This is a genomic window from Streptomyces noursei, from assembly GCF_001646665.1.
In the GTDB taxonomy this organism is placed as follows: domain Bacteria; phylum Actinomycetota; class Actinomycetes; order Streptomycetales; family Streptomycetaceae; genus Streptomyces; species Streptomyces lavendulocolor.
Window position 1 is genome coordinate 1 of the sequence record NZ_LWBU01000395.1, and the last position, 26,697, is coordinate 26,697.

Here is a 26,697-nt window from a genome sequence, read left to right on the forward strand (position 1 = left end):
CATGGTGACCGACGACAACGCCGCGAGCGCGCGTGCAGGGCGCCGCGGGCCAGGCGAGACTTTGCGGACACGACCTAGGACCCGGGGGCAGCTTCCCCGTCCCGGGCGAGCGGCTGGGTGAGCTGGACGAGGTTGCCGACGGTGTCGTCCAGCACCGCCGACAGCACCGGCCCGTGCTCCGTGGGCGGCTGGGTGAACCGCACACCCAGCCCGCTCAGCCGCTCGTGCTCGGCCCGCAGGTCGTCCACCCCCAGCACGATGCACGGCAGCCCGGCCTCCCGCAGCCCCCGGCGGTACTGCTCCGCCAGGGGGCTGTCCCCGGGCTCCAGCAGCAGCTCCACGTCCTGGCCGGGGGCGACCACCGTGATGAAGCGCGCCCCGCCGAGATCGAGGTTCGTCCGGGTCTCGAACCCCAGCACGTCCCCGTAGAAGGCGTGAGCCCTCTCCTCGTCGTCGACGTACACGCTGGTCATCGCAATTCTGATCATGGTGCTCCTCCTGCCCGGCCGAGCGCCGCGCACAACCCCGTACGACCGCCGCTCATGACCGTGCACGAGCCGGACGAGCCGCACGGGCCGCGTACGTCCGATGATGCCCGCCGCCACCGGCAGCGGGCGCGCCGGACGGCGCCGGGAGCACCGGGGTCCGGGCCGCCGGGGCCCTAGGGGGTGTCTCGCCGATCATGCCGGGAGCCCGGCACGATCGGCGAGACGCCCCCTAGATACCCAGCTGCTTCGTGCCGTGCAGCCGCTCCACGGCGTCCTTGTCCCCCTCCACCTCGACGTCCGCCGCGTCCTGGCGGCCGAACACGAACATCGTCAGCTCACCCGGCTCGCCCGTCACCGTCACCACCGGCGTGCCCCGGTGCGCGACCGTGGTCTGGCCGTTGGGACGGCGCAGCACCAGGCCCACCGGCACCTTGCGGCACAGCATGCGCGCCGCCTTCTCCAGACGGACCCACAGGGCCTCCGCGAACACAGGGTCCAGCTCACGCGCCGTCCAGCCACGCTGCGCCCGGCGGACGTCCTCGGCGTGGACGTAGAACTCGACCGTGTTGGCGCCCTCGTCCACCTGCTTGATCGAGTACGGGGACATCCGCGGCGGACCCGTCCGGATCAGCTGGACCAGTTCGTCGTACGGCTTCGACGCGTACTCCGCCTGCACCTGCTCCAGGCGGTTGCGCAGGGGCGCCAGCAGTATCCCGGCGGCGGCGTCCGGCCGGCGCTCGCGCACCACCACATGGGCCGCCAGGTCCCGCGTCTTCCACCCCTCGCACAGGGTCAGGGCATCGGGGCCCGCCGCCTCCAAGAGGTCGGCGAGCAGGAGCCGTTCACGCTTGGCATGGGTCGACATGGGGGCCAGGGTACGGCCGGACCCCGTGGTCCGCCCAGTGGACGCACCACCGGGAAGCCCCCGCCGTCACGGCACAATGGCCACATGACCAGCAACCTTGACCCGGCCATCGCCGCCCGTCTCAAGCGCAGCCCCGACGGGCTGGTCCCGGCCATCGCCCAGCAGTACGACACCGGCGAGGTGCTCATGCTGGGCTGGATGGACGACGAGGCCCTGCACCGCACCCTCACCACCGGCCGCTGCACCTACTGGTCCCGCAGCCGCCAGGAGTACTGGGTCAAGGGCGACACCTCCGGGCACGTGCAGCACGTCAAGTCCGTCGCCCTCGACTGCGACGCCGACACCGTCCTGGTCAAGGTCGACCAGGTCGGGGCCGCCTGCCACACCGGCGCCCGGACCTGCTTCGACGCCGACGTCCTCCCGCTGGGAAGGTAGCGCCATGGATCTCGAGACCTTCCGCAAGCTGGCGGCCGACCGCCGCGTCATCCCCGTCAGCCGCCGCCTCCTCGCGGACGGCGACACGCCGGTCGGCCTCTACCGCAAGCTCGCCGCCGAACGCCCCGGCACCTTCCTCCTGGAGTCCGCCGAGAACGGCCGCTCCTGGTCCCGCTACTCCTTCATCGGCGTACGCAGCTCCGCGACCCTCACCGCCCGCGACGGCAGGGCCCACTGGCTCGGCACCCCGCCCGTCGGCGTCCCGGTGGACGGCGACCCGCTCCAGGCGCTGCGCGCCACCGTGGAGGCCCTCCACACCCCACGCGACCTCGCCTCCGGGATGCCGCCCTTCACCGGCGGCATGGTCGGGTACCTGGGCTACGACATCGTGCGCCGTCTGGAGCGCATCGGCGATCACGGCCGTGACGACCTGCGGCTGCCCGAGCTGACCATGCTGCTCACCTCGGACCTCGCCGTGCTCGACCACTGGGACGGCACGGTGATCCTGATCGCCAACGCCATCAACCACAACGACCTCGACACCGGCGTCGACGAGGCGTACGCGGACGCCGTCGCCCGCCTCGACGCCATGGCCGCCGACCTCGCCGAGCCGCTGCGCACCGAGCCCGCCGCCCTCCCGCCCTCCGAACTGCCGCCGTACACCGCCCTGTGGGGCGGCACGGCCTACCAGGAGGCCGTCGAGGACGTCAAGGAGCGCATCCGGGCCGGCGAGGCCTTCCAGGTCGTGCCCTCGCAGCGCTTCGAGACCCCCTGCGCGGCGAGCGCCCTGGACGTCTACCGGGTGCTGCGGGCCACCAACCCGTCCCCGTACATGTACCTCTTCCGCTTCGACGGCTTCGACGTCGTCGGGTCCAGCCCCGAAGCCCTGGTAAAGGTCGAGGACGGGCACGCCATGGTGCACCCGATCGCCGGCACACGCCCGCGCGGGGCCACCCCCCAGGAGGACCAGGCCCTCGCCGACGAGCTGATCGCCGACCCCAAGGAGCGGGCCGAGCACCTGATGCTCGTCGACCTCGGGCGCAACGACCTCGGCCGCGTCTGCGAACCCGGCTCCGTCGAGGTCGTCGACTTCATGTCGATCGAGCGGTACTCGCACGTCATGCACATCGTCTCCACCGTCACCGGCCGCGTCGCCGAGGGCCGCACCGCCTTCGACGTCCTCACCGCCTGCTTCCCCGCCGGCACCCTCTCCGGCGCGCCCAAGCCGCGCGCCATGCAGATCATCGAGGAACTGGAGCCCACCCGGCGCGGGCTGTACGGCGGCTGCGTCGGCTACCTGGACTTCGCGGGCGACTCCGACACCGCCATCGCCATCCGCACCGCCCTGCTGCGCGACGGCACGGCCTACGTCCAGGCGGGCGCCGGTGTCGTCGCCGACTCCGACCCGGTCGCCGAGGACACCGAGTGCCGCAACAAGGCGGCGGCGGTCCTGCGGGCCGTCCACACCGCCAACCGGATGAAGGACGCATGACGGCATAAGGGATAGTGGGTCACGTGAGTGCCGCATCCGTACCCCAGCCCCGTGCCACCCGCGCGGACGAGACGGCGGCCGCTTCGGGCGGCCGCCGCAGCCTCGCCGCCGCCCTGCTCCTCGGCGCCGTGGGCGCGGCCGTCGTGCTGCTCGCCTCGGGCCAGACCTGGGCCGAGGGCACCGTCGCCGTCGGCGGCGGCACCGTGCCGCTCGACGCCGCCGGCGGCGACATCACCGGCGTGCCGACCGCCCTCGCCATCGTGGGACTCGCCGCCCTCGTCGCCGTCTTCGCGGTACGCCGCGCCGGCCGGTTCCTCGTCTCGCTGCTGCTCACCCTGAGCGGAGCCGGCGCGGCCGTCGCCGCGTACCTGGGCGCCTCCGACCGCTCCGCGCTCGACGAGAAGGCCGCCTCGACCACCGGGGACGCCGCCGCCCGCATCGGCACCCTCACGCACACCGCCTGGCCCTACGCCACGGCCGCCGCCGCGCTGCTGATCCTCGCCGCCGGACTGCTCGCCCTCCGCTACGGCCGCGGCTGGCCCGCCATGTCCGGGCGGTACGAGCGCGAGGCCGGCCCGCGCGCGGCCCGAGGCGGCCGCCGGCCCGCCCCCGCCGACTCCGAGCGGCCCGAGGACCTGTGGAAGGCCCTGGACCGCGGCGAGGACCCCACACGCGAGTCCTGACGCCCCCGCACTGGGTGACCCCCGGATCACCCCGCACGCGCGCGTACGGGACAATGACGCTGAGCGTCCGCACCCGGCGGGGCCGTACACAGAGCAACAGCAACGAGGAGCAATTCATGGCGGGCAGCGACCACGGACACACCCCGGCCGCCTGGACCGGAGTCACCATCTCCTTCATCGGCTTCTGCGTCGCCGGTGCCTTCATGGTGGCGGCCAACCCGCTCGGCTTCTGGGCGGGCATGGCCCTCATCCTGCTCGGCGGTGTCGTCGGATTCGCGATGAAGCTCGCCGGCCTGGGTCAGAAGCCGACGCCGGAGCTCGACCGGGCCCGTGCAGAGGCCGCCCGCAAGGACCACACCCCGGAGACCGGCCGCGCGGACGTCCACGCCTGAGCCGTACGGGTGCATCCCGGCACGAGGCGCGGTCCGGCACCAGCCGGGCTGCGCCTTCGCGCATGAGCGGCGACAATCACCCGGTGGACCCCAAGCCGTCGCCCGCCGCCCCCGCCCCGCCGCCGCCCACCGTTCCCGCCGCGTCCCCGCCGGCTCCCGCCGCTCCGGCCGCGGCCGCGTCGCCGGCTGCCCCCGATGCCGTCCCGGAGCCGGGCCGTGCGCCGCTCCCGCAGCCCGTGCCGGGCCCGCACGGGTCGCGGCGGCCTTCGCTCGTCCGGCGGATCGCACCGCCCCTGGGTGTGCTCACCGGAGTCGTCGCCGCCTTCGCGTACGTCGGCGCGGTCGACCCCAACGAACCCGGGCACTACCCCGTCTGCCCGCTCTTCCGCCTCACCGGCATCCTCTGCCCCGGCTGCGGCGGCCTGCGCAGCGCCCACGCCTTCGCGCACGGGGACCTCGTCACCGCCCTCGGCGCCAACGCGGTCGCCGTCGCCGGGTACCTGCTCTTCGCGGTGGCCATGGTGTTCTGGCTGGTGGGAGCCGTACGGGGGGTGTCCGTGCGCCTCACCGCCGGGCCGGTGTGGTGGTGGTCCGCCGGAGTGGTGGTGGCACTCTTCTCCGTCGTCCGGAACCTGCCGTTCGGTGCGGCGCTCGCCCCGTGAAACCGCAGCTCACAGCGGTGCGCTCGGCCGGATGAGGACTCTGGGCCCCGGTACGGATACCATCGAGGTGACTGATCCTGATCCGACATGACCGTCCCGGAAGGGGGCCTCTCGCGTGAGTGTGCTCGACGAGATCATCGACGGCGTTCGCGCCGACCTCGCAGAGCGACAGGCGCGGGTATCCCTCGACGAGCTCAAGGAGCGGGCGGCCAAGGCGCCCCAGGCCAAGGACGGTGCCGCCGCGCTGCGCGGCGACGGCGTCAAGGTCATCTGCGAGGTCAAGCGCTCCAGCCCCTCCAAGGGCGCGCTCGCCGCGATCGCCGACCCCGCCGGGCTCGCCGCGGACTACGAGGCGGGCGGCGCCGCCGTCATCTCCGTCCTGACCGAGCAGCGGCGCTTCGGCGGCTCCCTGGCCGACCTGGAGGCCGTGCGCGCCAAGGTCGACATCCCGGTCCTGCGCAAGGACTTCATCGTCACGGCCTACCAGCTGTGGGAGGCCCGGGCGTACGGCGCCGACCTCGCCCTGCTGATCGTCGCCGCCCTGGAGCAGCCCGCCCTGGAGTCGCTGATCGAGCGGGCCGAGTCCATCGGGCTCACCCCGCTGGTCGAGGTGCACGACGAGGACGAGGTCGAGCGGGCCGTCGACGCGGGCGCCCGGGTCATCGGCGTCAACGCGCGCAACCTGAAGACCCTCAAGGTGGACCGCACCACCTTCGAGCGGGTCGGCCCCGAGATCCCCTCCGGCATCGTGAAGATCGCCGAGTCGGGCATCCGCGGCCCGCACGACCTGATCGCGTACGCCAACGCGGGCGCGGACGCCGTGCTCGTCGGCGAGTCCCTGGTCACCGGCCGCGACCCCAAGTCCGCGGTGGCCGACCTGGTCGCCGCCGGCGCCCACCCGGCCCTCCGGCACGGACGGGGCTGAGCCCTCCCCATGACCGCCGCCGCCCGCCCCGTCGCCGCCGCGACGCCGCACCGGACGCCCTCGCGCCCGGCGCAGGCGCCGGCCGCCGCGCACGGGTGCCCGGCGGACGGCACCACGCCCGCGTACCCGGGCCACGGCACGGACGGCACCACCCGGGCGTACCCGGGCCACGGCACGGACGGCCCCACGCGCGCGTACCCGGGCCGTGACACGGACGGCGCCCCGCGCGCGTGCCCCGGCTCCGCGGCCAGCCTCGGCGCGCGTGCCCTCGACCGGCCCGGCACGGCCACCCCGCCCGCGTACCTCACGGTCCCGGCGGACGCCACCGCCTCGCGCGACCCCTATGCCCGGCTGGCCCGTGGCTGCCGCCCGCGCGGCTGCCGCGCCCCGGCCCGCCGCGTGCACGGGCGCCGCGTCCGCTACGTCATCGGCGACGAGCCCGGCCAGGTCAACGGCATGCGATGGCGGGCGCGCACCGCGCGCCACCCCCACCGCTGACCCACAGCCCTCCGTCCCGCGGCACCACGCGGCCGCACGGACGGGCCGTCGGCGGTCGACGGGCGGTGCCGGCGCACACCGTGACCACCGTCAAGCCAAGACGTCCGGGGGCGCGACCGCCCCCGCAGAGGAGCATGTCGCATGCCCAGCGAGTTCTTCATTCCCGACCCCGAGGGACAGGTCCCCAGCGCCGAGGGCTACTTCGGTGCCTACGGCGGCAAGTTCATCCCCGAGGCGCTCGTCGCCGCGGTCGACGAGGTCGCCGTCGAGTACGACAAGGCCAAGAACGACCCCGCGTTCGCCGCCGAACTCGACGACCTGCTGGCCAACTACACCGGCCGCCCCAGCGCCCTCACCGAGGTGCCCCGGTTCGCCGAGCACGCGGGCGGCGCCCGCGTCTTCCTCAAGCGTGAGGACCTCAACCACACCGGCTCGCACAAGATCAACAACGTGCTGGGCCAGGCCCTGCTCACCAAGCGCATGGGCAAGACCCGGGTCATCGCCGAGACCGGAGCCGGTCAGCACGGCGTCGCCACCGCCACCGCCTGCGCCCTGTTCGGCCTCGAATGCACCATCTACATGGGCGAGATCGACACCCAGCGCCAGGCGCTGAACGTCGCCCGGATGCGGATGCTCGGCGCCGAGGTCGTCCCGGTCAAGTCCGGCAGCCGCACCCTCAAGGACGCCATCAACGAGGCGTTCCGCGACTGGGTCGCCAACGTCGACCGCACGCACTACCTGTTCGGCACGGTCGCCGGGCCGCACCCCTTCCCCGCCATGGTCCGCGACTTCCACCGCGTCATCGGCGTCGAGGCCCGCCGCCAGATCCTCCAGCGGGCCGGCCGGCTGCCCGACGCGGCCGTCGCCTGCGTCGGCGGCGGCTCCAACGCCATCGGCCTCTTCCACGCCTTCGTCCAGGACACCGACGTGCGCCTGGTCGGCTGCGAACCCGCCGGCCACGGCGTGGAGACCGGCGAGCACGCCGCCACCCTCACCGCCGGGGAGCCCGGCATCCTGCACGGCTCCCGCTCCTACGTCCTCCAGGACGACGAGGGCCAGATCACCGAGCCGTACTCCATCTCCGCCGGGCTCGACTACCCGGGCATCGGCCCGGAGCACTCGTACCTCAAGGACAGCGGCCGCGGCGAGTACCGCGCGGTGACCGACGACGCGGCCATGCAGGCGCTGCGCCTGCTGTCCCGCACCGAGGGCATCATCCCGGCCATCGAGTCGGCCCACGCCCTCGCCGGCGCCCTGGAGCTGGGCCGGGAGCTCGGCGAGGACGGGCTCATCGTGGTCAACCTCTCCGGCCGCGGCGACAAGGACATGGACACCGCCGCCCGCTACTTCGGCCTGTACGGCACCGATGCCGCCCCGGTCGAGGCCGACGCCTCCGCCGACGACGGCGCCGCCGAGATCCAGACGGACACCACGATCCAGGGGGGAACCAAGTGAGCGGCAACATCCACCTCCTCAGCGAGACCCTGGAGCAGGCCAAGGCCGAGAACCGGGCCGCGCTCATCGCGTACCTCCCGGCGGGCTTCCCCACCGTCGACGGTGGCATCGAGGCCGTCAAGGCGGTCCTCGACGGCGGCGCCGACGTGGTGGAGATCGGCCTGCCGCACAGCGACCCGGTCCTGGACGGCCCCGTCATCCAGACCGCCGACGACATCGCCCTGCGCGGCGGCGTGCGGATCGCCGACGTCATGCGCACCGTCCGCGAGGCGCACGAGGCCACCGGAAAGCCGGTCCTCGTCATGACGTACTGGAACCCCATCGACCGGTACGGCGTCGAGCGCTTCACCGCCGAACTCGCCGACGCGGGCGGTGCCGGCTGCATCCTCCCCGACCTGCCGGTCCAGGAGTCCGCGCTCTGGCGCGAGCACGCCGACAAGCACGGCCTGGCGACCGTCTTCGTCGTCGCGCCCAGCAGCAGGGACGAGCGGCTCGCCACCATCACCGAGGCCGGCTCCGGCTTCGTCTACGCCGCCTCCCTGATGGGTGTCACCGGCACCCGCGAGTCCGTCGGCGAGGAGGCGGCCGACCTGGTGCGCCGCACCCGCGCCACCTCCGGCCTGCCGGTCTGCGTGGGCCTCGGCGTCTCCAACGCCGCCCAGGCCGCCGAGGTCGCCGGCTTCGCCGACGGGGTCATCGTCGGGTCCGCGTTCGTCAAGCGGATGCTCGACGCCGACGACCACGCCGCGGGCATCGCCGCCGTACGGGAACTGGCGGGCGAACTCGCCCGCGGAGTACGGCGAGTTCCGTAGCTCGTACGGGTGGAAGTGGACCGGGGAGGCGCGCGGGCGCCTCCCCGGTTCGTTGCTGTGGGCGTGAGCGAGAAGAACAGTGCAGGCAAGCGGAGCGCGCGGACGCGGCTCCAGGAGGAACGCGAGCGCCAGAAGGCCCGCGACAAGCGCAGGCGCACGCTGATCGTCTCGGCGGCCGTCGTCGGTGTGCTCGGGCTGGCCGCGGTCGTCGGGCTCATCGCCGCCAACACCGGCGACAAGGGTGACGGCTCCGGCTCCGGTCCCGTCGCCGCCCCCACCGGCGCGACCGGGAAGGACCAGCTGGCCATCCCGGTGGGCGCCACCGACGCCCCCTCCACGCTCACGATCTGGGAGGACTTCCGCTGCCCGGCCTGCGCCCAGTTCGAGAACGCCGCCCGGGCCACCATCCACCAGCTGACCGACTCCGGCCAGATCAAGGTCGAGTACCACCTCGCCACGATCATCGACGGCAACATGGGCGGCAGCGGCTCCCTCAACGCGGCGAACGCGGCGGCCTGCGCGCAGGACTCCGGGAAGTTCGTCGCCTACCACGACGTGCTGTACCAGAACCAGCCCCCCGAGCCGGACGACGCCTTCGCCCGGGACGCCAAGCTCTTCGAGCTGGCGGCGAAGGTGCCCGGCCTCGACACCCCCGCCTTCCGCTCCTGCGTCAGCGGCGGCACGCACGACGGCTGGGTGAACAAGTCCAATGAGGCGTTCCGCAGCGGTGACTTCCGCGGCACGCCGACGGTGCTGCTCAACGGGGAGTCGATCTTCCCGAGCAAGGGCGACGAACAGATCTCCATCGAGAACCTGAAGAAGTGGGTCGCCGAGGCGAACAAGGGCAAGAAGCCCGGCACGGCGTTCCCGTCCCCTGCCGCCCCCGCCTCGCCGGGGACGCCCGCGTCCCCCACCTCCGGCTGAGCCCGGCGGGCCCGCCGCTGTTATCCACTCTTTGCCGGGCGGGTTGCCCCGTCTCCCGCCCGGCAGGGTAGCGTCGGACCTGCCATGGACCTTGCCTACATTCCCAGCCCGTCTACCGGTGTGATCCATCTCGGACCGGTACCGCTGCGCGGCTATGCCTTCTGCATCATCATCGGTGTCTTCGTCGCCGTCTGGTACGGCAACAGGCGCTGGCTCGCCCGGGGCGGCAAAGCCGGCACCGTGGCCGACATCGCCGTGTGGGCCGTGCCCTTCGGTCTCGTCGGCGGCCGGCTCTACCACGTCATCACCGACTACCAGCTGTACTTCAGCGAGGGTGAGAACTGGGTCGACGCCTTCAAGATCTGGGAGGGCGGCCTCGGCATCTGGGGCGCCATCGCGCTCGGTGCCGTGGGCGCCTGGATCGGCTGCCGCCGCCGCGGCATCCCGCTGCCGGCGTACGCGGACGCCATCGCGCCCGGCATCGCCCTCGCCCAGGCGATCGGGCGCTGGGGCAACTGGTTCAACCAGGAGCTGTACGGCCGGCCCACCGACCTGCCGTGGGCGCTGAAGATCAGCGAGGGCCCGAACCGCGAGGCCGGGCTCTACCATCCGACCTTCCTGTACGAGTCGCTGTGGTGCGTCGGCGTCGCGCTGCTGGTCGTCTGGGCGGACCGCCGCTTCCGGCTGGGCCACGGCCGGGCGTTCGCCCTGTACGTCGCCGCCTACTGCGCCGGGCGCGGGTGGATCGAGTACATGCGCGTCGACGAGGCGCACCACGTCCTGGGCCTGCGGCTGAACGTGTGGACCGCGATCGTGGTCTTCGTGCTGGCCGTGACGTACATCGTTCTGTCGTCGCGGCTGCGGCCGGGCCGCGAGGAGGTCGTGGAGCCGGGGGCGCTCGCGGACCTGGCGAAGGCCGACGCCGCGAAGGCGGAAGGTGCCGCGAAGACGGCCGACGCCGCGAAGACGGACGGTACGGCGAAGGCCGGCGCCGCCGCGGCCGACGCCGTGACGACCGACGCGGCGGAGGCGGACCCCGGGACGCCGGCCGGCCCGGCGGGGCGGAAGGGGACCGGCGCGAAGCCGGAGTCGGCCGAGAAGGGCTGACCAGTTCATGGTGCGGGGCGGCCGCCGGGACCCGAGGGTTCCGGCGGCCGCCCCCTTTCATGCGCGGTGCGCCCTGGCCAGGGACAGGGTGCGGTGGGCGGCGGCGGCGACCGCCGCGTCGACGAAGCGGCCGTCGGGCAGGGCGAGGGCGCCCGCGTCGGCGGCGCCCGCCTTGACGATCTCCTCCGCCGCCGCGACCTCCTCGGCGGTCGGCAGGTAGGCCCGCTCGATGACCGGCAGCTGCCGGGGGTGGATCGCCGCACGCCCCAGGAAGCCGAGCGCCCGGCCGTGGGCGCAGGACGCGGCGAGGCCGTCGAGGTCGCCGATGTCGGGGTGGACGGACTGGGCGGGCGGTGGCAGGTTTGCCGCCCGGGCGGCGACCACGACGCGGCTGCGCGGCCAGTCGAGGCCCCGGTCGTCGCGTACGCCCAGGTCGGCGCGGAGGTCCGCCTCGCCGAGGGCGATGCCGCGGACGGCCGGGTGGGCGGTGGCGATGGCGTGGGCGTGCTCGATCGCCAGGGCGGATTCGAGCAGGGCGTGCAGCGGGACGCCGGGGGCGAGGTCCGCGATCCGCCGGATGTCAGTGCCGTGTGTCACCTTGGGAACACGCAGTGCGGCGAGGCCGGGCAGGGGGGCCAGCGCCGTGATGGCCGTGGTGTCGTGTGCGCTGGGGAGGCGGACGTGGACCGGTACGGGGTGGGGCGAGGAGAGCAGGTCGGCCGTGGCGGCGAGGGCGTAGCCCCTGCGGTCCGCGGGGACCGCGTCCTCCAGGTCGACGATCACGACGTCGGCGCCCGAGGCGAGGGCCTTGCCGACGACCTCCGGCCGGTCGCCGGGGGCGTACAACCAGGTCAGTGGCCACGTCTCGGGGGCGGAGGCCGGGCCGCTCACAGCGCGCCCTCGGAGCGGAGGCGGGCGATCTCGGACTCGGTCAGGCCGAGGTCGGTGAGGACGGCGTCGGTGTCGGCGCCGTGGGGCCGGCCGGTCCAGCGGATAGAGCCGGGGGTCTCGGAGAGGCGGAAGAGGACGTTCTGCATACGGACCGGGCCGAGATCGGGGTCGGCGACCTCGGTGACCGTGTCGAGCGCCTGGTACTGGGGGTCGGCCAGCACGTCGCGGACGTCGTAGATCGGGGCGATCGCCGCCTCTGCCTTCTCGAACGCGGCCATGGCCTCGTCGCGGGTGTGCCGGGCGATCCAGCTGCCGACCGCCTCGTCGAGGACGTCCGCGTGCTGGGCGCGGGTGGTGCCCTCGGCGAACCAGGGCTCGGCGATCAGTTCGGGCCGGCCGACCAGGCGCATCACGCGCTCCGCGACGGACTGGGCGGAGGTGGAGACGGCGAGCCAGGAGCCGTCGGCGGTGCGGTAGGTGTTGCGGGGGGCGTTGTTCCGGGAGCGGTTGCCGGTCCGGGGCTGGACGTAGCCGAGCTGGTCGTACCAGAGGGGCTGGGGGCCGAGGACCATGAGGATCGGTTCGATGATCGCCATGTCGACGACCTGGCCGTGGCCGGTGGTGGCGCGGGCCTGGAGGGCGGTCATCACGGCGTACGCGGTGGCCAGGGCCGCGATGGAGTCGGCGAGGCCGAAGGGCGGGAGCGTCGGCGGGCCGTCGGGTTCGCCGGTGATCGCGGCGAAGCCGCTCATGGCCTCGGCGAGCGTGCCGAAGCCGGGACGGCGGGCGTACGGGCCGTACTGCCCGAAGCCGGTGACCCGGGCCAGCACCAGCCGCTCGTTGGCGGCGGAGAGTTCGGGCCAGCCGAGGCCCCACTTCTCCAGGGTCCCGGGGCGGAAGTTCTCGACGACCACGTCGGCGGTGGCGGCGAGGCGGAGCAGGGTGGCCCGGCCGCCGGGGGTGGACAGGTCGAGGGTGATGGTGCGCTTGTTGCGGCCGAGGAGCTTCCACCAGAGCCCGACGCCGTTCTTGGCGGGACCGTGGCCCCGGGACGGGTCGGGTCTGCGGGGGTGCTCGACCTTGATGACGTCGGCACCGAAGTCGCCGAGCATGGTCGCCGCCAGCGGGCCGGCGAAGAGGGTGGCGAGGTCGAGGACCCGCAGCCCCTGGAGCGGGGGCGCGGCCGGGGAGGAGGTGGTGGTGGTCATGCGGTGTCGATCTCCGTGCGGTACGGCATCGAGGACGAGGCGCCGGGACGCTGGACGGACAGGGCGGCGGCGGACGAGGCCCAGGCGAGGGCGTCGGGGACGGGGGTCCCCTCGCCGAGCGCGACGGCCAGGGCGCCGACGAAGGTGTCGCCCGCCGCGGTGGTGTCGACGGCCCGGACCCGGGGGGCGGGGACGGTGACCGGGTCGGCGCCGCGGGCCGCGTACAGGCTGCCGGCGGCGCCGAGGGTGATGACGACCTCCGGGACGTGGCGGAGCAGCGCCTCGGCGGCCGCGTGCGGGTCGGCGTGGCCGGTGAGGGTCGCCGCCTCGTGCTCGTTGGGCACCAGCAGGTCGGTGGCGGCGAGCAGTTCGGGGGGCAGCGGCTGGGCGGGGGCGGGGGTGAGGATCGTGCGGACGCCGTGGCGGCGGGCGGCCTCGGCGCCGGCGACGACGGCGGAGAGGGGGAGTTCCAGTTGGAGGAGCAGGGCGGTGCCGGTGGCGATGAGGGTCTCGTCGCCGGGGGCCAGCGAGGTGACGGTGCCGTTGGCGCCGGGGACGACGACGATGGCGTTGCTGCCCTCGTCGTCGACGACGATGTGGGCGGTGCCGGAGGGGCCGTCGACGGTGCGGAGCAGGTCGGTGTCGACACCGGCGCCGGTGAGCCCGGCCCGCAGCCGGGTGCCGAACTCGTCGGAGCCGACGGCGCCGATCATCGACACCTCCGCCCCGGCGCGGGCGGCGGCGACCGCCTGGTTGGCGCCCTTGCCGCCGGGGACCGTGCGGAACTCGCGTCCCGTGACGGTCTCGCCGAGCTTGGGGGCGCGGCTCACATAGGCGACGAGGTCCATGTTGGTGCTGCCGAGCACCACGATGTGGGTCATGTGCGGTGTGCCTCCTGGCGGGTGAGCCGGTGGGTGAGGGTGGCGAGGGTGTCGAATCCGGTGCCGTCGAACGGGGGGACGGAGGTGGCGAGGCGGTTCTTGAGGGGAGCGGTCCAGCGGTCGGGGATCCTTTCGGGCCGGCCGGCCAGGAGACCGGCGACGGAGCCTGCGGTGGCACCGTTGGAGTCGGTGTCCCACCCCCCGGAGACGGCACGGCAGACGGAGAGGCTGAAGTCGCCGTCGGCGTGGGTGAGCGCGGCGGCGAGGAGGGCGGCGTTCGGCACGACGTGTACCCAGTGGTAGGAGCCGTAGGCGGTGTGGAGCCGGTCGGCGACGGTGTCGAAGTCGGGGTGCGCGCGGGCCGTCGCGATGCCGAAGCGGACCGCGCGGGACAGCCGTGAGTCGGGTGGGACGACCGTCAGCCCGGTGGCGAGCGCCCGGTGGACGTCGGCGGTGCCGGAGGCGGCGGTGGCGATGACGGCCGCGGTGAACATGGCGCCGTACACGCCGTTGGCGGTGTGGGTCAGGGTGGCGTCCCGGTGCGCCTGTTCGGCGGCGGCGGCCGGGTCGCCCGGGTGGGTCCAGCCGTGGACGTCCGCGCGGATCTGGGCGCCGATCCACTCGCGGAACGGGTTGCGGTGGCTGGCGGTGAACGGCGGTTCCAGGCCGCACAGGAGGTTGCGGTAGGCGACGCGCTCGGCTGTGAAGGTGCGGCCGGCCGGAAGTTCGTCCAGCCAGAGGCGGCCGACGTCGGCGGTGCGGAAGCCGGGGCCGTACCGCTGGAGGAGCAGGAGATTGAGGAGGGGGTAGTTGAGGTCGTCGTCCTCCGGCATGCCGTCGATGTTCTCGGCGAGGGAGGTGGTGGCGGAGCGGCGGTTCCAGGGGTGGGCGGCGGCGAGCGCCGGGGGGAGGCCCTTGGCGGTGAACCACGTGGTGAGCGGCCAGTTGCCGGTGGCGCGGGCGAGGGCCCGGATGGCGGGGAGCGGAAGCTTCTCGACCGGCTTGCCGAGCAGGCACCCGGCGGCCCGCCCCAGCCAGGCGGCGTGCAGCCGCGCGGTCGCGTCGGCCGGCGGTCCGGGTTCCGGTGCGGGTGGGGCGTGGGGTGCCACCGGTGCGTCCGGTCCCGGTGGTGCTTGTGGTGCTTGTGGTGCTTGTGGTGCTGGTGGTGCGGTGGGTGCGGGTGGTGGTCCGGGCGGAGGGGATGCGGCGGACGCCGGCGCGGGGGGTGCCGCGGGGGTGGCGGGCCAGTCCCGGCAGAGGCGCCTGATGTGCGGAAGGGAGGTGGGTTCGGCCGGGGACAGGGGGACGGGCAGAGCGGCCAGTTCGTCGAGGAGGCGTTCCGCGAGGGCCCTGAGGTGCGGGGGCGCGGGGACCGCAGAGGCGCCCGCCGCCGCGGGGGCGGGGGAGCCGCCGGCCGCGCGCCAGCGGGCGGCGACGGCCGAGGCGTCCCGGCCGTCCTCGGCGGCCTGGCGCAGTTCGTGACCGACCAGGTCCTCGGGCTGCACCCAGGTGAGACGGACGTTCACCGGGGCACCCCGGGCACGGGGGAGAGCGCGACGAACGCCCGCTCGTGGGCCCGGCGCCGGGCCGTGTCGCGCATGAAGACCTCGTGGGCCACCTCGGCCAGCACCGCGGCCGGGGCGTGCAGGTCGAGCCGGCTGGCCTCCGCGACCTGTTTCGCCCAGACGGCGGGGACGGCCGCCTCCCCGTGCAGCGCGCCCGCGATCGCCCCCGCCATGGTGGCGATCGAGTCGCAGTCCCGGCCGTAGTTGACGGCGCCCAGCACCGTGCGGCGGTAGTCGCCCTCGCCGACCAGCAGCATCCCGAGGGCGACGGGGAGTTCTTCGACGGCGTGCAGCCGGGAGGGGCGGCGGGCGCCGAGGGACGGCGAACGGTAGTCCGGGCCGACCGTGTCGAAGGGGGCGACCGCCTCGCGCAGCGGGCGCAGGGCCGACTCGAAGTCGGTGTGTCCGGCGGCGGCTTCCGCCACCGCCTCGATCGCCGAGCGGGTGCCGTCCTTGGCCAGGCCCAGCGCCGTGCCGACGACGGAGGCCGGATCCGCGCCGGGCGCGCAGGCCGCGGCGACCGCCGCCGCGAACACTCCGGCGGCCTCACGGCCGTAGGAGGACTGGTGGGCACCGGCGATGTCGAGGGCCTCGGCGTACGCCCGCTCCGGGTTGGCCGCGTTGACCAGGCCGACGGGTGCCATGTACATCGCCGCACCGCAGTTGACGATGTTCCCGGTGCCTGCCTCGCGCGGATCGACGTGACCGTAGTGGAGCCGCGCGACCAGCCACTTCTCGGCGAGGAAGATCCGCTGGAGGGGCAGTGCCTCGGCCTCCAGCTCCGGGATCCAGCGCGGGGTGGAGATCAGGTCGGGTACGAGGTGGTCGGCCACCGCGTAGGCGTCGAGATGGTCGCGGACGGTGTCGTAGACCCGGACCAGCGCGTGGGTCATGAGGGTGTCGTCGGTGACGTGTCCGTCGCCCTTGTGGTACGGGGCGATGGGGCGGGCGGTGCGCCACGCGTCGCCGTTCCAGGGGCCGACGATGCCGGTGACGCGGCCTCCGTGGCGCTCGGCGATCCGGTCGGGGCTGTAGCCCTCGACCGCCCCGCCGAGCGCGTCACCGACGGCTGCTCCGACGAGGCTGCCGGTGATCCTGTCCTCGAGTGTGGGTTTCGGCGTCATGTCGGAATTGTCCACCCGGGGTGGCGAGTTCCGTGTGTGCGAGCTGCCCGGCGAGTTCCACCAGGTCCGTGCCCCTGAGCCGGGGCAGGGCGCAGCCCGCGAGCGTGCGGCAGGCGTCGCGCCAGGTCGCGGGCACCGCGTCGCCGCCGCTGAGCGCTCCGGTCAGGGCGCCCGCGAGGGCCGGCGCGGAGTCGGCGACCCGGGACAGGCAGGCGGCCGCCGGCACCGCCGCGGTGACCTCGCCGCGGGCCGCGGTGGTCAGGGCGAGGGCGACCGGGACGGTCTCGGCGGCGGCGATCCCGTAGCTGTAGACGTGGTCGACGATCTGGTGCTCCAGCAGCGGGACGAGCGCGAAGGCGCCGTCGGCGGTGCGGGCGAGCCCGGTGGCGTGCCGGGCGTTGCGGCCGATCTCGGTGGCGGGCGGCAGCTGGGCGAGGGCGGCGTCCACGGCGTCGTCGGCCGTCGCCCCGCCGAGCGCCGCGGCGACGGCGGCGGCCATGGCGCGGGCGCCGTGCACGCCGTCGCCGTCCTGGGTGTAGCGGGCGTCGAACTCGGCCAGTTCGGCGGCGGCGCGGGGGTCCCCCGGGTGGGCGACCGCCAGGACGGCGGCGCGCACGCAGGCCGCGTCGTCGAAGTAGTGCGGGTTGTCGTGGCCGGTCGCGGGCGGGCGCAGACCGGTGGCGAGGTTGCCGAGGCCGGCGCGTACGGAGATGCGGGCACGCAGGGGCAGGACGGCCGACTCGACCTCGGGCGCGCGGTCGGACGCCGCGGCGATCTCGGCGGCCAGGGAGTTCCAGGCGAGGTCGACCGCCGCGCACAGGCGGCGGGCGGGCGGCAGGGAGCGGAACAGCTCCCCGGCCGCGGTGAGCAGGGTCTCGGCGGTGAACACCGCCCACTCGGCGTCGTCGGAGGGGCCGAGGCGCAGCGGCTCGGGCGGCTGGTTGAGGGCGATCGGGACGGGGAGGGTGGTGGTGGCGTTCTGCTCGGCGAAGGTGTCGAGTTCCCGGGTGAGGCGCCGGGTCCACTCGGGCATGCGGGCGGCGCGGTGCCGGGCGGCGGGCCACCCCGCGGCGTCCCCGGAGGCGAGGCCGAGCAGGAGGCCCTCGATGCGGCGGGGTGCGGACGCCGGGGTGGTGCGGGCCGTGCCCCTCGTGCCGGCGGGGCCGGTACGCCGTCCCTTGCGGGCGGGGAGGCCGCGGTCCTCGGCGGCGGGCGCGGCGCCCGGGGCGGCGGTGACGGGTGCGGTTGCCGGGGCGGGCGTGAGGCGGGGGGAGGGGGCGGGGGCGGTGCGCGGAGCGGTGGCGGCGGATGACGCGGGGTCCGGGGCGGGGTCCGGGGCGGTGGCCGGGGCGGGGCCCGGGGCGGCGGCGTGCTGCGCGGGCGGGCGGCCGGAGCCCCGCGTGCCGTCGCCGGCGGGGCCGTCCACCGGGCCGGGCGGGGCGGTGGCGCGGGCGGTACGACCGCTCCCGGCCGGGTGCGTCCCTCCCGGCGGGGGCGGGCCCTCCCGTCCGTGCGGTGCCTCGTCGGCGGGGGCTCCGGTCGGCGGGGCTTGCGGGGGCGTGGGCGGCATCAGGGGGCCTCCGTCTCGTCGTACGGGGTGAGCAGCTCCGCGACGTCCAGCACGTGGTAGCCGCGCATCGAGGGCAGGCAGCTGCCGCGTACGGGGCCGATGGCGGCCGCCCAGTCCGCGGGGATCGCCGTGGCGCCGGACATCGCGCCGGCCAGGGCGCCCGCCACGGCGGCGGTGGTGTCGGCGTCCCGCCCCATGTTGACCGCCGTCAGGACCGAGGTGACGAAGTCGCCGCGGGCCGCCGCGAACGCGCCGAACGCCAGCCCCACGGCCTCCGGCGCCAGGTCCGTCCAGGGGTAGCCGCCGATGACCACGGCCGAACGGACCGCCCGCTCCCGCGCCAGCGGGTCGGGCTGGACGCGCTGCGCCGCCACCACCGCGCGGCGCATGGAGCGGGCCGTCCAGGAGTCCATCGGCACCACCGACAGCGCGGCCGCGATCACCGAGGCGGGTCCGGCGCCCGACATGGCCGCCGCCACGCCCGCCGCGACGGCCTGGCCCCCGTAGATGCCCTCGCCCTCGTGGCTGACCGTGCCGTCGATCGCGACCAGCCGCGCCGCCTCCGCCGGGCGGCCCGCCGCGAAGACGCCGAAGGGCGCCGCCCGCATGGCCAGCCCGTCGCTCCAGGCGTGCCGGTGCTGGGCCGAGATGGGGGCGGCCAGTCCGCGCCGGAGGTTCTCCAGCGTGCCGCGCTCGCTGAACCCGGCGCCGCGGAACGGGCCCTCGTCGAGGTCGGCGATCCACCGGTGCCAGGCCTTCTCGACCTGCGGGACGGTCAGCGCCGACCCGTGCCGGGCGAGCAGCAGCCCCGAGAAGATCGCGTACTCGGTGTCGTCCGTGCCTGCCGGGTCCTCGCTGACGAAGCCCTCGATGCGGCCCCAGCGGCGGCGGATCTCCGAGGGCCGCATGTTCTCGGCCGGGGCCCCGAGCGCGTCACCGACGGCCAGCCCCAGCAGCGCCCCCCGCGCGCGGTCGAGCACTGTCGCCGCGTCGGCGCGAGCAGCGGGATCGCGGACGATCGGCTCCGTCGGCTCCATCGGCGTGGCCCTTCCGTGCGCACCGATCCGATTCCTGGATGTGTGCCACGCCCGGCGTGCGGGTTGTCGGTGCGCACCGCGGTGTCACCCGCCTGCCGCAGCCGCCCGGCGCGCATGTCCGGGGGCAGCCGGGGAGTTCCGCGAGCCGCCGGTGGGCGGGCCGGGCAGCGCTCCGGGCAGCGGGCGGGGAAGCAGGCGGCGAACCGGGCTCGGGACCACCCGGACGGAGCGGCCCAGGAGCGCCGGGGGAGTCCCCGTGGAACCGGATCGCGCCCCCGGAGGACAGGCCGGGATCCGCCGGGCCGGAGCGCCGGGTAAGTAAAGCCTGCCTTGCTGGCGCGCCCCTTACATGGCGCGTATTTTCGAAGGTGTCGGGGGGAGCGGGGTCATCCGGACCCGCTGCCGACACAAGGCGACAAGGGGATAGTTGTGTCCATCATCGAGACCGGGGCGACGCTTCACGAGGCGCACCGCGACAACCACACCCACCGCGACGTGAACGGCGGCTGGCTCCGCCCCGCCGTGTTCGGCGCGATGGACGGTCTCGTCTCCAACCTCGCCCTGATGACCGGTGTGGCGGGCGGCGCGGTGTCCCAGCAGACCATCGTGATCACCGGCCTGGCGGGGCTCGCGGCCGGCGCGTTCTCCATGGCCGCCGGCGAGTACACCTCCGTGGCCTCGCAGCGCGAGCTGGTGCAGGCGGAACTGGACGTGGAGCGGCACCAGTTGCGCAAGCACCCGGTGGACGAGATGGAGGAGCTGGCGGCGCTGTACGTGGCGCGCGGCGTCGAGCCGGCGCTCGCCCGCGAGGTCGCCATGCAGCTGTCGAGGGACCCGGAGCAGGCGCTGGAGATCCACGCCCGCGAGGAGCTGGGCATCGACCCCGACGACCTGCCCTCGCCGGCGGTCGCGGCCCTGTCGTCCTTCGGGTCGTTCGCGCTGGGCGCGCTGCTGCCCGTCCTGCCCTACCTGCTGGGCGCCACCGCCCTGTGGCCGGCGGTGCTGCTCGCGCTGCTCGGGCTGTTCGCGTGCGGCGCCCTGGTGGCGCGGGTGACCGCACGCAGCTGGTGGTACAGCGGTCTGCGCCAGCTGGCCCTCGGCGGTGCGGCGGCGGCCGTCACCTACGGGCTGGGCGCCCTGTTCGGCGCGGCCGTCTGATCCGTACCGGATCGTCGCCGCTCAGCCCCCTCGACAGGCGATCGAGGGGGCTTCGCCGTACCGTTGCCGTACCGTTGAGGAACCGACGAAGGTGTTGTGACGAACGTCCAATAGCTCTATCCGCCCTCCGATGAGACACTATGCAGCGCGGCACATAAGTAGCCGTAAACCGGCGGTTTCGAAGCCCTCACCACAGGGCATGAGCCGTAGACGCTGCGGGCAACGAAGCCCGGGCACCCCCACAGGTCACTGCGTGTCGATCTCCCGACGGTCCGTCCGCCTGTCAGGCTTGTGAAACCCCGCCGCCATCAGCGGTGTCCGCATGTTGGAACGAGCTTTCCGCTTTTCGAGAAGCACTCCATCATGTAACCTGCACGAAATTTTGCGGAGGGCCAACGTCGTCCCTCTGGTACTCGCACTCCCGGACCTCCTCCGGGAGATGCCCCCAGCCACGACGACGACGGGAGAGCCGATGCGTTCCGACGCCTGGTCGCCCATGGACGGTCGCCCCGCCCCGCAGGGTATGTACGACCCCCGCAACGAGCACGACGCCTGCGGTGTCGGCTTCGTTGCCACCCTCACCGGTGTCGCCAGCCACGCGCTGGTGGAGCAGGCGCTGACCGTTCTGCGCAACCTGGAGCACCGGGGCGCCACCGGCTCCGAGCCCGACTCCGGCGACGGCGCGGGCATCCTGTTCCAGGTGCCGGACGCGTTCCTCCGCGAGGTCACCGACTTCGCCCTCCCGGCAGCCGGCGAGTACGCCGTCGGCATCGCCTTCCTCCCCGCGGACGACGCCGCACAGGCCGTCTCGCGGATCGAGACGATCGCCGCCGAGGAGAACCTCACCGTCCTCGGCTGGCGCGAGGTCCCCGTCGCCCCCGAGCTGCTCGGCGCCACCGCCCGCTCCACCATGCCCGCCTTCCGCCAGCTCTTCGTGAGCGACGGCGGTACGAGCACCGGCATCGACCTGGACCGCAAGGCGTTCGTGCTGCGCAAGCGCGCCGAGCGCGAGGCCGGGGTGTACTTCCCCTCGCTCTCCGCCCGCACCATCGTCTACAAGGGCATGCTCACCACCGGGCAGCTGGAGCCGTTCTTCCCGGACCTGTCGGACCGCCGCTGCGCCACCGCCGTGGCGCTCGTCCACTCCCGGTTCTCCACCAACACCTTCCCGAGCTGGCCGCTGGCCCACCCGTACCGCTTCGTCGCCCACAACGGCGAGATCAACACGGTCAAGGGCAACCGCAACTGGATGCGGGCCCGTGAGTCGCAGCTCGTCTCGAACCTCTTCGGGGCCGAGAAGCTGGACCGGATCTTCCCGGTCTGCACGCCGGACGCCTCCGACTCCGCCTCCTTCGACGAGGTGCTGGAGCTGCTCCACCTCGGCGGCCGTTCGCTGCCGCACAGCGTCCTGATGATGGTCCCCGAGGCGTGGGAGAACCACGACTCCATGGACCCGGCCCGGCGCGCCTTCTACCAGTACCACTCCACGATGATGGAGCCCTGGGACGGCCCGGCGTGTGTCACCTTCACCGACGGCGTCCAGGTCGGCGCGGTTCTCGACCGCAACGGTCTGCGCCCCGGCCGCTACTGGGTCACCGACGAGGGCCTCGTCGTGCTGTCCTCCGAGGTCGGCGTCCTCGACATCGACCCGGCCAAGGTCGTCCGCAAGGGCCGCCTCCAGCCCGGCAAGATGTTCCTCGTCGACACCGCCGAGCACCGCATCATCGAGGACGACGAGATCAAGGCCGCCCTGGCCGCCGAGCACCCCTACCAGGAGTGGCTGGAGAGCGGGATCATCGAGCTCGAGGACCTCCCCGAGCGCGAGCACATCGTCCACACCCACGCCTCGGTCACCCGCCGCCAGCAGACTTTCGGCTACACCGAGGAAGAGCTGCGCGTCATCCTCGCGCCGATGGCCCGCACCGGCGGTGAGCCCCTGGGCTCCATGGGTACGGACTCGCCGATCGCCGCGCTCTCCGAGCGCCCGCGCCTGCTGTTCGACTACTTCACCCAGCTGTTCGCGCAGGTCACCAACCCGCCGCTGGACGCCATCCGCGAGGAGCTCGTCACCTCGCTGCACTCGTCGCTCGGCCCCCAGGGCAACCTGCTGGAGCCGACCGCCGCGTCCTGCCGCAGCGTCACCCTGCCGTTCCCGGTGATCGACAACGACGAGCTGGCCAAGCTCATCCACATCAACGCCGACGGCGACATGCCCGGCATGACGGCCGCCACGCTCTCCGGCCTCTACCGGGTCTCCGGCGGCGGCGATGCCCTTGCCGCCCGCATCGAGGAGATCTGCGCCGAGGCCGACGCCGCCATCGAGGGCGGCGCCCGCCTGATCGTGCTCTCCGACCGGCACTCCGACGCCGAGCACGCGCCGATCCCGTCGCTGCTGCTCACCTCGGCGGTCCACCACCACCTCATCCGCACCAAGCAGCGCACCCAGGTGGGCCTGCTGGTCGAGGCCGGTGACGTCCGCGAGGTCCACCACGTCGCGCTGCTCATCGGCTACGGCGCCGCCGCCGTCAACCCGTACCTCGCCATGGAGTCGGTCGAGGACCTGGTCCGCGCCGGCACCTTCGTCGAGGGCCTGGAGCCCGAGCAGGCGATCCGCAACCTGATCTACGCCCTCGGCAAGGGCGTCCTGAAGGTCATGTCCAAGATGGGCATCTCGACCGTCGCCTCCTACCGCGGCGCGCAGGTCTTCGAGGCCGTCGGCCTGGACGAGGCCTTCGTCGAGAAGTACTTCAACGGCACCGCCACCAAGATCGGCGGCGCCGGCCTGGACGTCGTCGCCAAGGAGGTCGCCGCCCGCCACGCCAAGGCGTACCCCGCCTCCGGCGTCCCCTCCGCGCACCGCGCGCTGGAGATAGGCGGCGAGTACCAGTGGCGCCGCGAGGGCGAGCCGCACCTGTTCGACCCCGAGACGGTCTTCCGTCTCCAGCACGCCACGCGCTCCGGCCGCTACGACATCTTCAAGAAGTACACGGACCGGGTGAACGAGCAGTCCGAGCGCCTGATGACGCTCCGCGGTCTGTTCGGCTTCAAGTCCGACCGCCCCTCGATCCCGGTCGAGGAGGTCGAGCCGGCGTCCGAGATCGTCAAGCGCTTCTCCACCGGCGCCATGTCGTACGGCTCCATCTCCCAGGAGGCGCACGAGACCCTCGCCATCGCCATGAACCAGCTGGGCGGCAAGTCCAACACCGGTGAGGGCGGCGAGGACCCGGAGCGCCTGTACGACCCGGCGCGGCGCTCGTCGATCAAGCAGGTCGCCTCCGGCCGCTTCGGCGTCACCTCCGAGTACCTGGTCAACGCGGACGACATCCAGATCAAGATGGCCCAGGGCGCCAAGCCCGGCGAGGGCGGCCAGCTGCCCGGCCACAAGGTCTACCCGTGGGTCGCCAAGACCCGGCACTCCACCCCGGGCGTCGGCCTGATCTCCCCGCCGCCGCACCACGACATCTACTCCATCGAGGACCTGGCCCAGCTGATCCACGACCTCAAGAACGCCAACCCGGCCGCCCGCATCCACGTGAAGCTGGTGTCCGAGGTCGGCGTCGGGACCGTGGCCGCGGGTGTGTCCAAGGCCCACGCGGACGTCGTCCTCATCTCCGGCCACGACGGCGGTACGGGCGCCTCCCCGCTCACCTCGCTCAAGCACGCGGGCGGCCCCTGGGAGCTCGGCCTCGCCGAGACCCAGCAGACCTTGCTGCTCAACGGCCTGCGCGACCGGATCGTCGTCCAGACCGACGGCCAGCTCAAGACCGGCCGCGACGTCGTCATCGCCGCGCTGCTCGGCGCCGAGGAGTTCGGTTTCGCGACCGCGCCGCTCGTCGTCTCCGGCTGCGTCATGATGCGCGTCTGCCACCTGGACACCTGCCCGGTCGGCATCGCCACCCAGAACCCGGTGCTGCGCGACCGCTTCTCCGGCAAGGCCGAGTACGTCGTCAACTTCTTCCGGTTCATCGCGGAGGAGGTGCGCGAGCTCCTCGCGGAGCTGGGCTTCCGCACGCTGGAGGAGGCCGTCGGCCACGCCGAACTGCTCGACACCGAGCGGGCCGTCACGCACTGGAAGGCGCAGGGCCTCGACCTGGAGCCGCTGTTCTACGTGCCGGAGCTGCCCGAGGGCGCGGTGCGCCACGCCCTGGTCGAGCAGGACCACGGCCTGGAGAAGGCGCTCGACAACCAGCTCATCCAGCTGGCCGCCGAGGCGCTCGGCGCGTCCTCCGCCGAGGAGGCCCGCCCGGTCCGCGCCCAGGTCGCGATCCGCAACATCAACCGGACGGTCGGCACCATGCTCGGCCACGAGGTGACGAAGAAGTTCGGTGGCGCGGGCCTGCCCGACGACACCATCGACATCACCTTCACCGGCTCGGCCGGCCAGTCCTTCGGCGCCTTCGTGCCGCGCGGCATCACGCTGCGCCTGGAGGGCGACGCCAACGACTACGTCGGCAAGGGCCTGTCCGGCGGCCGTGTGATCGTCCGCCCCGACCGGGGCGCCGACCACCTGGCCGAGTACTCGACCATCGCGGGCAACACCATCGCGTACGGCGCGACCGGCGGCGAGATCTTCCTGCGCGGCCGCACCGGCGAACGCTTCTGCGTCCGCAACTCCGGCGCGCTGGTGGTCTCCGAGGGCGTGGGCGACCACGGCTGCGAGTACATGACCGGCGGTCACGCGGTGGTGCTCGGCGAGACGGGCCGCAACTTCGCGGCCGGTATGTCGGGCGGCGTCGCGTACGTCGTCGACCTCGACCCGGACAATGTCAACTCCGGCAACCTCGGCGCGGTCGAGGCCCTGGACGAGACGGACAAGGTGTGGCTGCACGACGTCGTGCGCCGCCACCACGAGGAGACCGGCTCGACCGTCGCCGAGAAGCTCCTTGCCGACTGGGACACCGCGGTGGCCCGGTTCAGCAAGATCATCCCGACCACGTACAAGGCAGTGCTCGCCGCCAAGGACGCCGCTGAGCTCGCCGGTCTCTCCGAGCAGGAGACCACCGAGAAGATGATGGAGGCGGCGACCAATGGCTGACCCCAAGGGCTTCCTGACCACCGGGCGCGAGGTCGCCAAGACCCGTCCCGTGGCCGAGCGCGTCAAGGACTGGAACGAGGTCTACGTCCCCGGCTCCCTGCTGCCGATCATCAGCAAGCAGGCCGGCCGGTGCATGGACTGCGGCATCCCGTTCTGCCACAACGGCTGTCCGCTGGGGAACCTGATCCCCGAGTGGAACGACTACGCCTACCGCGAGGACTGGTCCGCCGCGTCCGAGCGGCTGCACGCCACGAACAACTTCCCCGAGTTCACCGGGCGGCTGTGCCCCGCGCCCTGCGAGGCGGCGTGCGTGCTGGGCATCAACCAGCCCGCCGTCACCATCAAGAACGTCGAGGTCTCGATCATCGACAAGGCGTGGGACTCCGGTGACGTCACCCCGCAGCCGCCGGAGCGGCTGTCCGGCAAGACCGTCGCCGTCATCGGCTCCGGCCCGGCCGGCCTCGCCGCCGCGCAGCAGCTGACCCGCGCCGGCCACACGGTCGCCGTGTACGAGCGGGCCGACCGCATCGGCGGCCTGCTGCGGTACGGCATCCCCGAGTTCAAGATGGAGAAGGTGCACATCAACCGGCGCATCGAGCAGATGCGCGCGGAGGGCACCAAGTTCCGCACCGAGATCGAGATCGGCGTCGACATCGACGCCGCGAAGCTGCGCAGGCGGTACGACGCGGTCGTCATCGCCGCCGGTGCCACCGTCTCGCGCGACCTGCCGGTCCCGGGCCGGGAGCTCAAGGGCATCCACTTCGCCATGGAGTACCTGCCGCTCGCCAACAAGGTGCAGGAGGGCGACTTCGTGGCGCCCCCCATCACCGCGGAGGGCAAGCACGTCGTCGTCATCGGCGGCGGCGACACCGGCGCGGACTGCGTGGGCACCGCCCACCGCCAGGGCGCGGCCTCCGTCACGCAGCTGGAGATCATGCCGCGGCCGGGCGAGGAGCGGAACGCGAACCAGCCGTGGCCGACCTTCCCCATGCTGTACAAGGTCACCTCGGCGCACGAGGAGGGCGGCGAGCGGGTCTACTCCGTCTCCACCACCCACTTCGAGGGCGACGAGGACGGCAACGTCCAGTTCCTCCACCTCGTCGAGGTCGAGTTCAAGGACGGCAAGCTGGAGCAGAAGCCCGGCACCGAGCGGAAGATCCCGGCCCAGCTGGTCACCCTCGCCATGGGCTTCACCGGCACCGACCAGGCCAACGGCCTGGTGCAGCAGTTCGGCCTGGAGCTCGACGAGCGCGGCAACATCGCCCGCGACGCCGACTTCGCGACCAACGTCGACGGCGTGTTCGTCGCCGGTGACGCCGGCCGCGGCCAGTCGCTGATCGTCTGGGCCATCGCCGAGGGCCGCTCCGCGGCGCGCGGCGTGGACCGCTACCTGACGGGCGCCAGCGAGCTGCCGGCCCCGATCCGCCCGACGGACCGCGCGCTCACGGTCTGACGCCCCGCCGGCCGGGCGGTCGCCGCGGGGACACCCG

At 74.0% G+C, this 26,697-nt stretch carries 22 protein-coding genes and 1 pseudogene; 14 read left to right on the forward strand and 9 right to left on the reverse strand.

Annotation, left to right across the window (positions count from 1 at the left end; genetic code table 11):
* Positions 1-74: 74 nt before the first annotated feature.
* Both A4V12_RS31990 and A4V12_RS31995 read right to left on the reverse strand, forming a co-directional pair.
* Positions 75-488, reverse strand: a complete 414-nt coding sequence (locus A4V12_RS31990) for a glyoxalase/bleomycin resistance/extradiol dioxygenase family protein (RefSeq protein ID WP_064072994.1) — start codon at positions 486-488, stop codon at positions 75-77.
* 229 nt (positions 489-717) lie between these two features.
* Positions 718-1,353, reverse strand: a complete 636-nt coding sequence (locus A4V12_RS31995; RefSeq protein WP_064072995.1) for a TIGR03085 family metal-binding protein — start codon at positions 1,351-1,353, stop codon at positions 718-720.
* An 84-nt stretch (positions 1,354-1,437) separates the two neighbouring features.
* On the opposite strand from A4V12_RS31995, the gene hisI reads away from it, so the two are divergent.
* From hisI to lgt, 11 genes and pseudogenes are all read left to right on the forward strand, one after another.
* Positions 1,438-1,788, forward strand: a complete 351-nt coding sequence (hisI, locus tag A4V12_RS32000) for a phosphoribosyl-AMP cyclohydrolase (RefSeq protein WP_064072996.1) — start codon at positions 1,438-1,440, stop codon at positions 1,786-1,788.
* 4 nt (positions 1,789-1,792) lie between these two features.
* Entirely contained in the window at positions 1,793-3,280 is a 1,488-nt protein-coding gene (locus A4V12_RS32005) for an anthranilate synthase component I (protein ID WP_064072997.1), read from the forward strand.
* A gap of 14 nt (positions 3,281-3,294) precedes the next feature.
* The gene (locus A4V12_RS32010; protein WP_079137540.1) at positions 3,295-3,963 is read left to right on the forward strand and encodes a TIGR02234 family membrane protein; all 669 of its coding nucleotides are present in this window, start codon (positions 3,295-3,297) and stop codon (positions 3,961-3,963) included.
* Positions 3,964-4,079: 116 nt separating this feature from the next.
* Complete coding sequence (locus tag A4V12_RS32015) at positions 4,080-4,355, forward strand: HGxxPAAW family protein (protein ID WP_064072999.1); 276 nt, start codon at positions 4,080-4,082, stop codon at positions 4,353-4,355.
* Between the two features lie 62 nt (positions 4,356-4,417).
* Complete coding sequence (locus tag A4V12_RS32020) at positions 4,418-5,017, forward strand: DUF2752 domain-containing protein (RefSeq protein WP_064073000.1); 600 nt, start codon at positions 4,418-4,420, stop codon at positions 5,015-5,017.
* A 115-nt stretch (positions 5,018-5,132) separates the two neighbouring features.
* A complete protein-coding gene (gene trpC, locus A4V12_RS32025; protein ID WP_064073001.1) occupies positions 5,133-5,942 on the forward strand; it encodes an indole-3-glycerol phosphate synthase TrpC in 810 nt (269 codons plus the stop codon).
* 312 nt (positions 5,943-6,254) lie between these two features.
* A pseudogene (gene trpM, locus A4V12_RS40060) lies at positions 6,255-6,440 on the forward strand (tryptophan biosynthesis modulator TrpM); the annotation flags it as partial.
* Between the two features lie 141 nt (positions 6,441-6,581).
* Positions 6,582-7,895, forward strand: a complete 1,314-nt coding sequence (gene trpB / locus A4V12_RS32035) for a tryptophan synthase subunit beta (protein ID WP_064073003.1) — start codon at positions 6,582-6,584, stop codon at positions 7,893-7,895.
* Positions 7,892-8,707, forward strand: a complete 816-nt coding sequence (gene trpA, locus A4V12_RS32040) for a tryptophan synthase subunit alpha (protein WP_064073004.1) — start codon at positions 7,892-7,894, stop codon at positions 8,705-8,707. Before trpB ends, trpA begins: the two co-directional genes overlap by 4 nt.
* Before the next feature lie 63 nt (positions 8,708-8,770).
* Entirely contained in the window at positions 8,771-9,631 is an 861-nt protein-coding gene (locus A4V12_RS32045) for a DsbA family protein (protein WP_064073161.1), read from the forward strand.
* Positions 9,632-9,715: 84 nt separating this feature from the next.
* The gene (lgt, locus tag A4V12_RS32050) at positions 9,716-10,738 is read left to right on the forward strand and encodes a prolipoprotein diacylglyceryl transferase (protein ID WP_064073005.1); all 1,023 of its coding nucleotides are present in this window, start codon (positions 9,716-9,718) and stop codon (positions 10,736-10,738) included.
* A 57-nt stretch (positions 10,739-10,795) separates the two neighbouring features.
* On the opposite strand, the gene A4V12_RS32055 is transcribed toward lgt, so the two are convergent.
* From A4V12_RS32055 to A4V12_RS32085, 7 genes are all read right to left on the reverse strand, one after another.
* Positions 10,796-11,629, reverse strand: a complete 834-nt coding sequence (locus A4V12_RS32055) for an HpcH/HpaI aldolase/citrate lyase family protein (RefSeq protein ID WP_064073006.1) — start codon at positions 11,627-11,629, stop codon at positions 10,796-10,798.
* Positions 11,626-12,837, reverse strand: a complete 1,212-nt coding sequence (locus A4V12_RS32060; RefSeq protein WP_064073007.1) for a CaiB/BaiF CoA transferase family protein — start codon at positions 12,835-12,837, stop codon at positions 11,626-11,628. Before A4V12_RS32060 ends, A4V12_RS32055 begins: the two co-directional genes overlap by 4 nt.
* Complete coding sequence (gene rbsK, locus A4V12_RS32065) at positions 12,834-13,718, reverse strand: ribokinase (RefSeq protein ID WP_064073008.1); 885 nt, start codon at positions 13,716-13,718, stop codon at positions 12,834-12,836. Before rbsK ends, A4V12_RS32060 begins: the two co-directional genes overlap by 4 nt.
* Positions 13,715-15,244: an ADP-ribosylglycohydrolase family protein gene (locus A4V12_RS32070; protein ID WP_064073009.1), complete on the reverse strand. Its 1,530-nt coding sequence runs from the start codon at positions 15,242-15,244 to the stop codon at positions 13,715-13,717. The genes rbsK and A4V12_RS32070 overlap by 4 nt, the downstream gene beginning before the upstream one ends.
* Positions 15,241-16,407: an ADP-ribosylglycohydrolase family protein gene (locus tag A4V12_RS32075; protein ID WP_064073010.1), complete on the reverse strand. Its 1,167-nt coding sequence runs from the start codon at positions 16,405-16,407 to the stop codon at positions 15,241-15,243. Before A4V12_RS32075 ends, A4V12_RS32070 begins: the two co-directional genes overlap by 4 nt.
* Positions 16,343-17,515 carry an ADP-ribosylglycohydrolase family protein gene (locus A4V12_RS32080; RefSeq protein WP_079137551.1) on the reverse strand — a complete coding sequence of 391 codons (1,173 nt, stop codon included), beginning with the start codon at positions 17,513-17,515 and terminating at the stop codon, positions 16,343-16,345. Before A4V12_RS32080 ends, A4V12_RS32075 begins: the two co-directional genes overlap by 65 nt.
* A 461-nt stretch (positions 17,516-17,976) precedes the next feature.
* Positions 17,977-19,014: an ADP-ribosylglycohydrolase family protein gene (locus A4V12_RS32085; protein WP_234372417.1), complete on the reverse strand. Its 1,038-nt coding sequence runs from the start codon at positions 19,012-19,014 to the stop codon at positions 17,977-17,979.
* A gap of 429 nt (positions 19,015-19,443) precedes the next feature.
* Between A4V12_RS32085 and A4V12_RS32090 the strand changes: the two genes are divergently transcribed.
* The 3 genes from A4V12_RS32090 (at position 19,444) to A4V12_RS32100 (ending at position 26,660) form a co-directional block, all read left to right on the forward strand.
* Positions 19,444-20,172: a VIT1/CCC1 transporter family protein gene (locus A4V12_RS32090; protein ID WP_064073011.1), complete on the forward strand. Its 729-nt coding sequence runs from the start codon at positions 19,444-19,446 to the stop codon at positions 20,170-20,172.
* Between the two features lie 472 nt (positions 20,173-20,644).
* A complete protein-coding gene (gene gltB / locus A4V12_RS32095) occupies positions 20,645-25,207 on the forward strand; it encodes a glutamate synthase large subunit (RefSeq protein ID WP_064073012.1) in 4,563 nt (1,520 codons plus the stop codon).
* A complete protein-coding gene (locus A4V12_RS32100) occupies positions 25,200-26,660 on the forward strand; it encodes a glutamate synthase subunit beta (protein WP_064073013.1) in 1,461 nt (486 codons plus the stop codon). The genes gltB and A4V12_RS32100 overlap by 8 nt, the downstream gene beginning before the upstream one ends.
* Positions 26,661-26,697 lie beyond the last annotated feature (37 nt).

Bases quoted from the DNA above. Each gene is read 5' to 3' on its own strand.
- A4V12_RS31990 (WP_064072994.1), bottom strand. From the start codon at position 488: ATGATCAGAATTGCGATGACCAGCGTGTACGTCGACGACGAGGAGAGG.
- A4V12_RS31995 (WP_064072995.1), bottom strand. From the start codon at position 1,353: ATGTCGACCCATGCCAAGCGTGAACGGCTCCTGCTCGCCGACCTCTTG.
- hisI (WP_064072996.1), top strand. From the start codon at position 1,438: ATGACCAGCAACCTTGACCCGGCCATCGCCGCCCGTCTCAAGCGCAGC.
- A4V12_RS32005 (WP_064072997.1), top strand. From the start codon at position 1,793: ATGGATCTCGAGACCTTCCGCAAGCTGGCGGCCGACCGCCGCGTCATC.
- A4V12_RS32015 (WP_064072999.1), top strand. From the start codon at position 4,080: ATGGCGGGCAGCGACCACGGACACACCCCGGCCGCCTGGACCGGAGTC.
- A4V12_RS32020 (WP_064073000.1), top strand. From the start codon at position 4,418: ATGAGCGGCGACAATCACCCGGTGGACCCCAAGCCGTCGCCCGCCGCC.
- trpB (WP_064073003.1), top strand. From the start codon at position 6,582: ATGCCCAGCGAGTTCTTCATTCCCGACCCCGAGGGACAGGTCCCCAGC.
- lgt (WP_064073005.1), top strand. From the start codon at position 9,716: ATGGACCTTGCCTACATTCCCAGCCCGTCTACCGGTGTGATCCATCTC.
- A4V12_RS32060 (WP_064073007.1), bottom strand. From the start codon at position 12,837: ATGACCACCACCACCTCCTCCCCGGCCGCGCCCCCGCTCCAGGGGCTG.
- rbsK (WP_064073008.1), bottom strand. From the start codon at position 13,718: ATGACCCACATCGTGGTGCTCGGCAGCACCAACATGGACCTCGTCGCC.
- A4V12_RS32075 (WP_064073010.1), bottom strand. From the start codon at position 16,407: ATGACGCCGAAACCCACACTCGAGGACAGGATCACCGGCAGCCTCGTC.
- A4V12_RS32085 (WP_234372417.1), bottom strand. From the start codon at position 19,014: ATGGAGCCGACGGAGCCGATCGTCCGCGATCCCGCTGCTCGCGCCGAC.
- gltB (WP_064073012.1), top strand. From the start codon at position 20,645: ATGCGTTCCGACGCCTGGTCGCCCATGGACGGTCGCCCCGCCCCGCAG.
- A4V12_RS32100 (WP_064073013.1), top strand. From the start codon at position 25,200: ATGGCTGACCCCAAGGGCTTCCTGACCACCGGGCGCGAGGTCGCCAAG.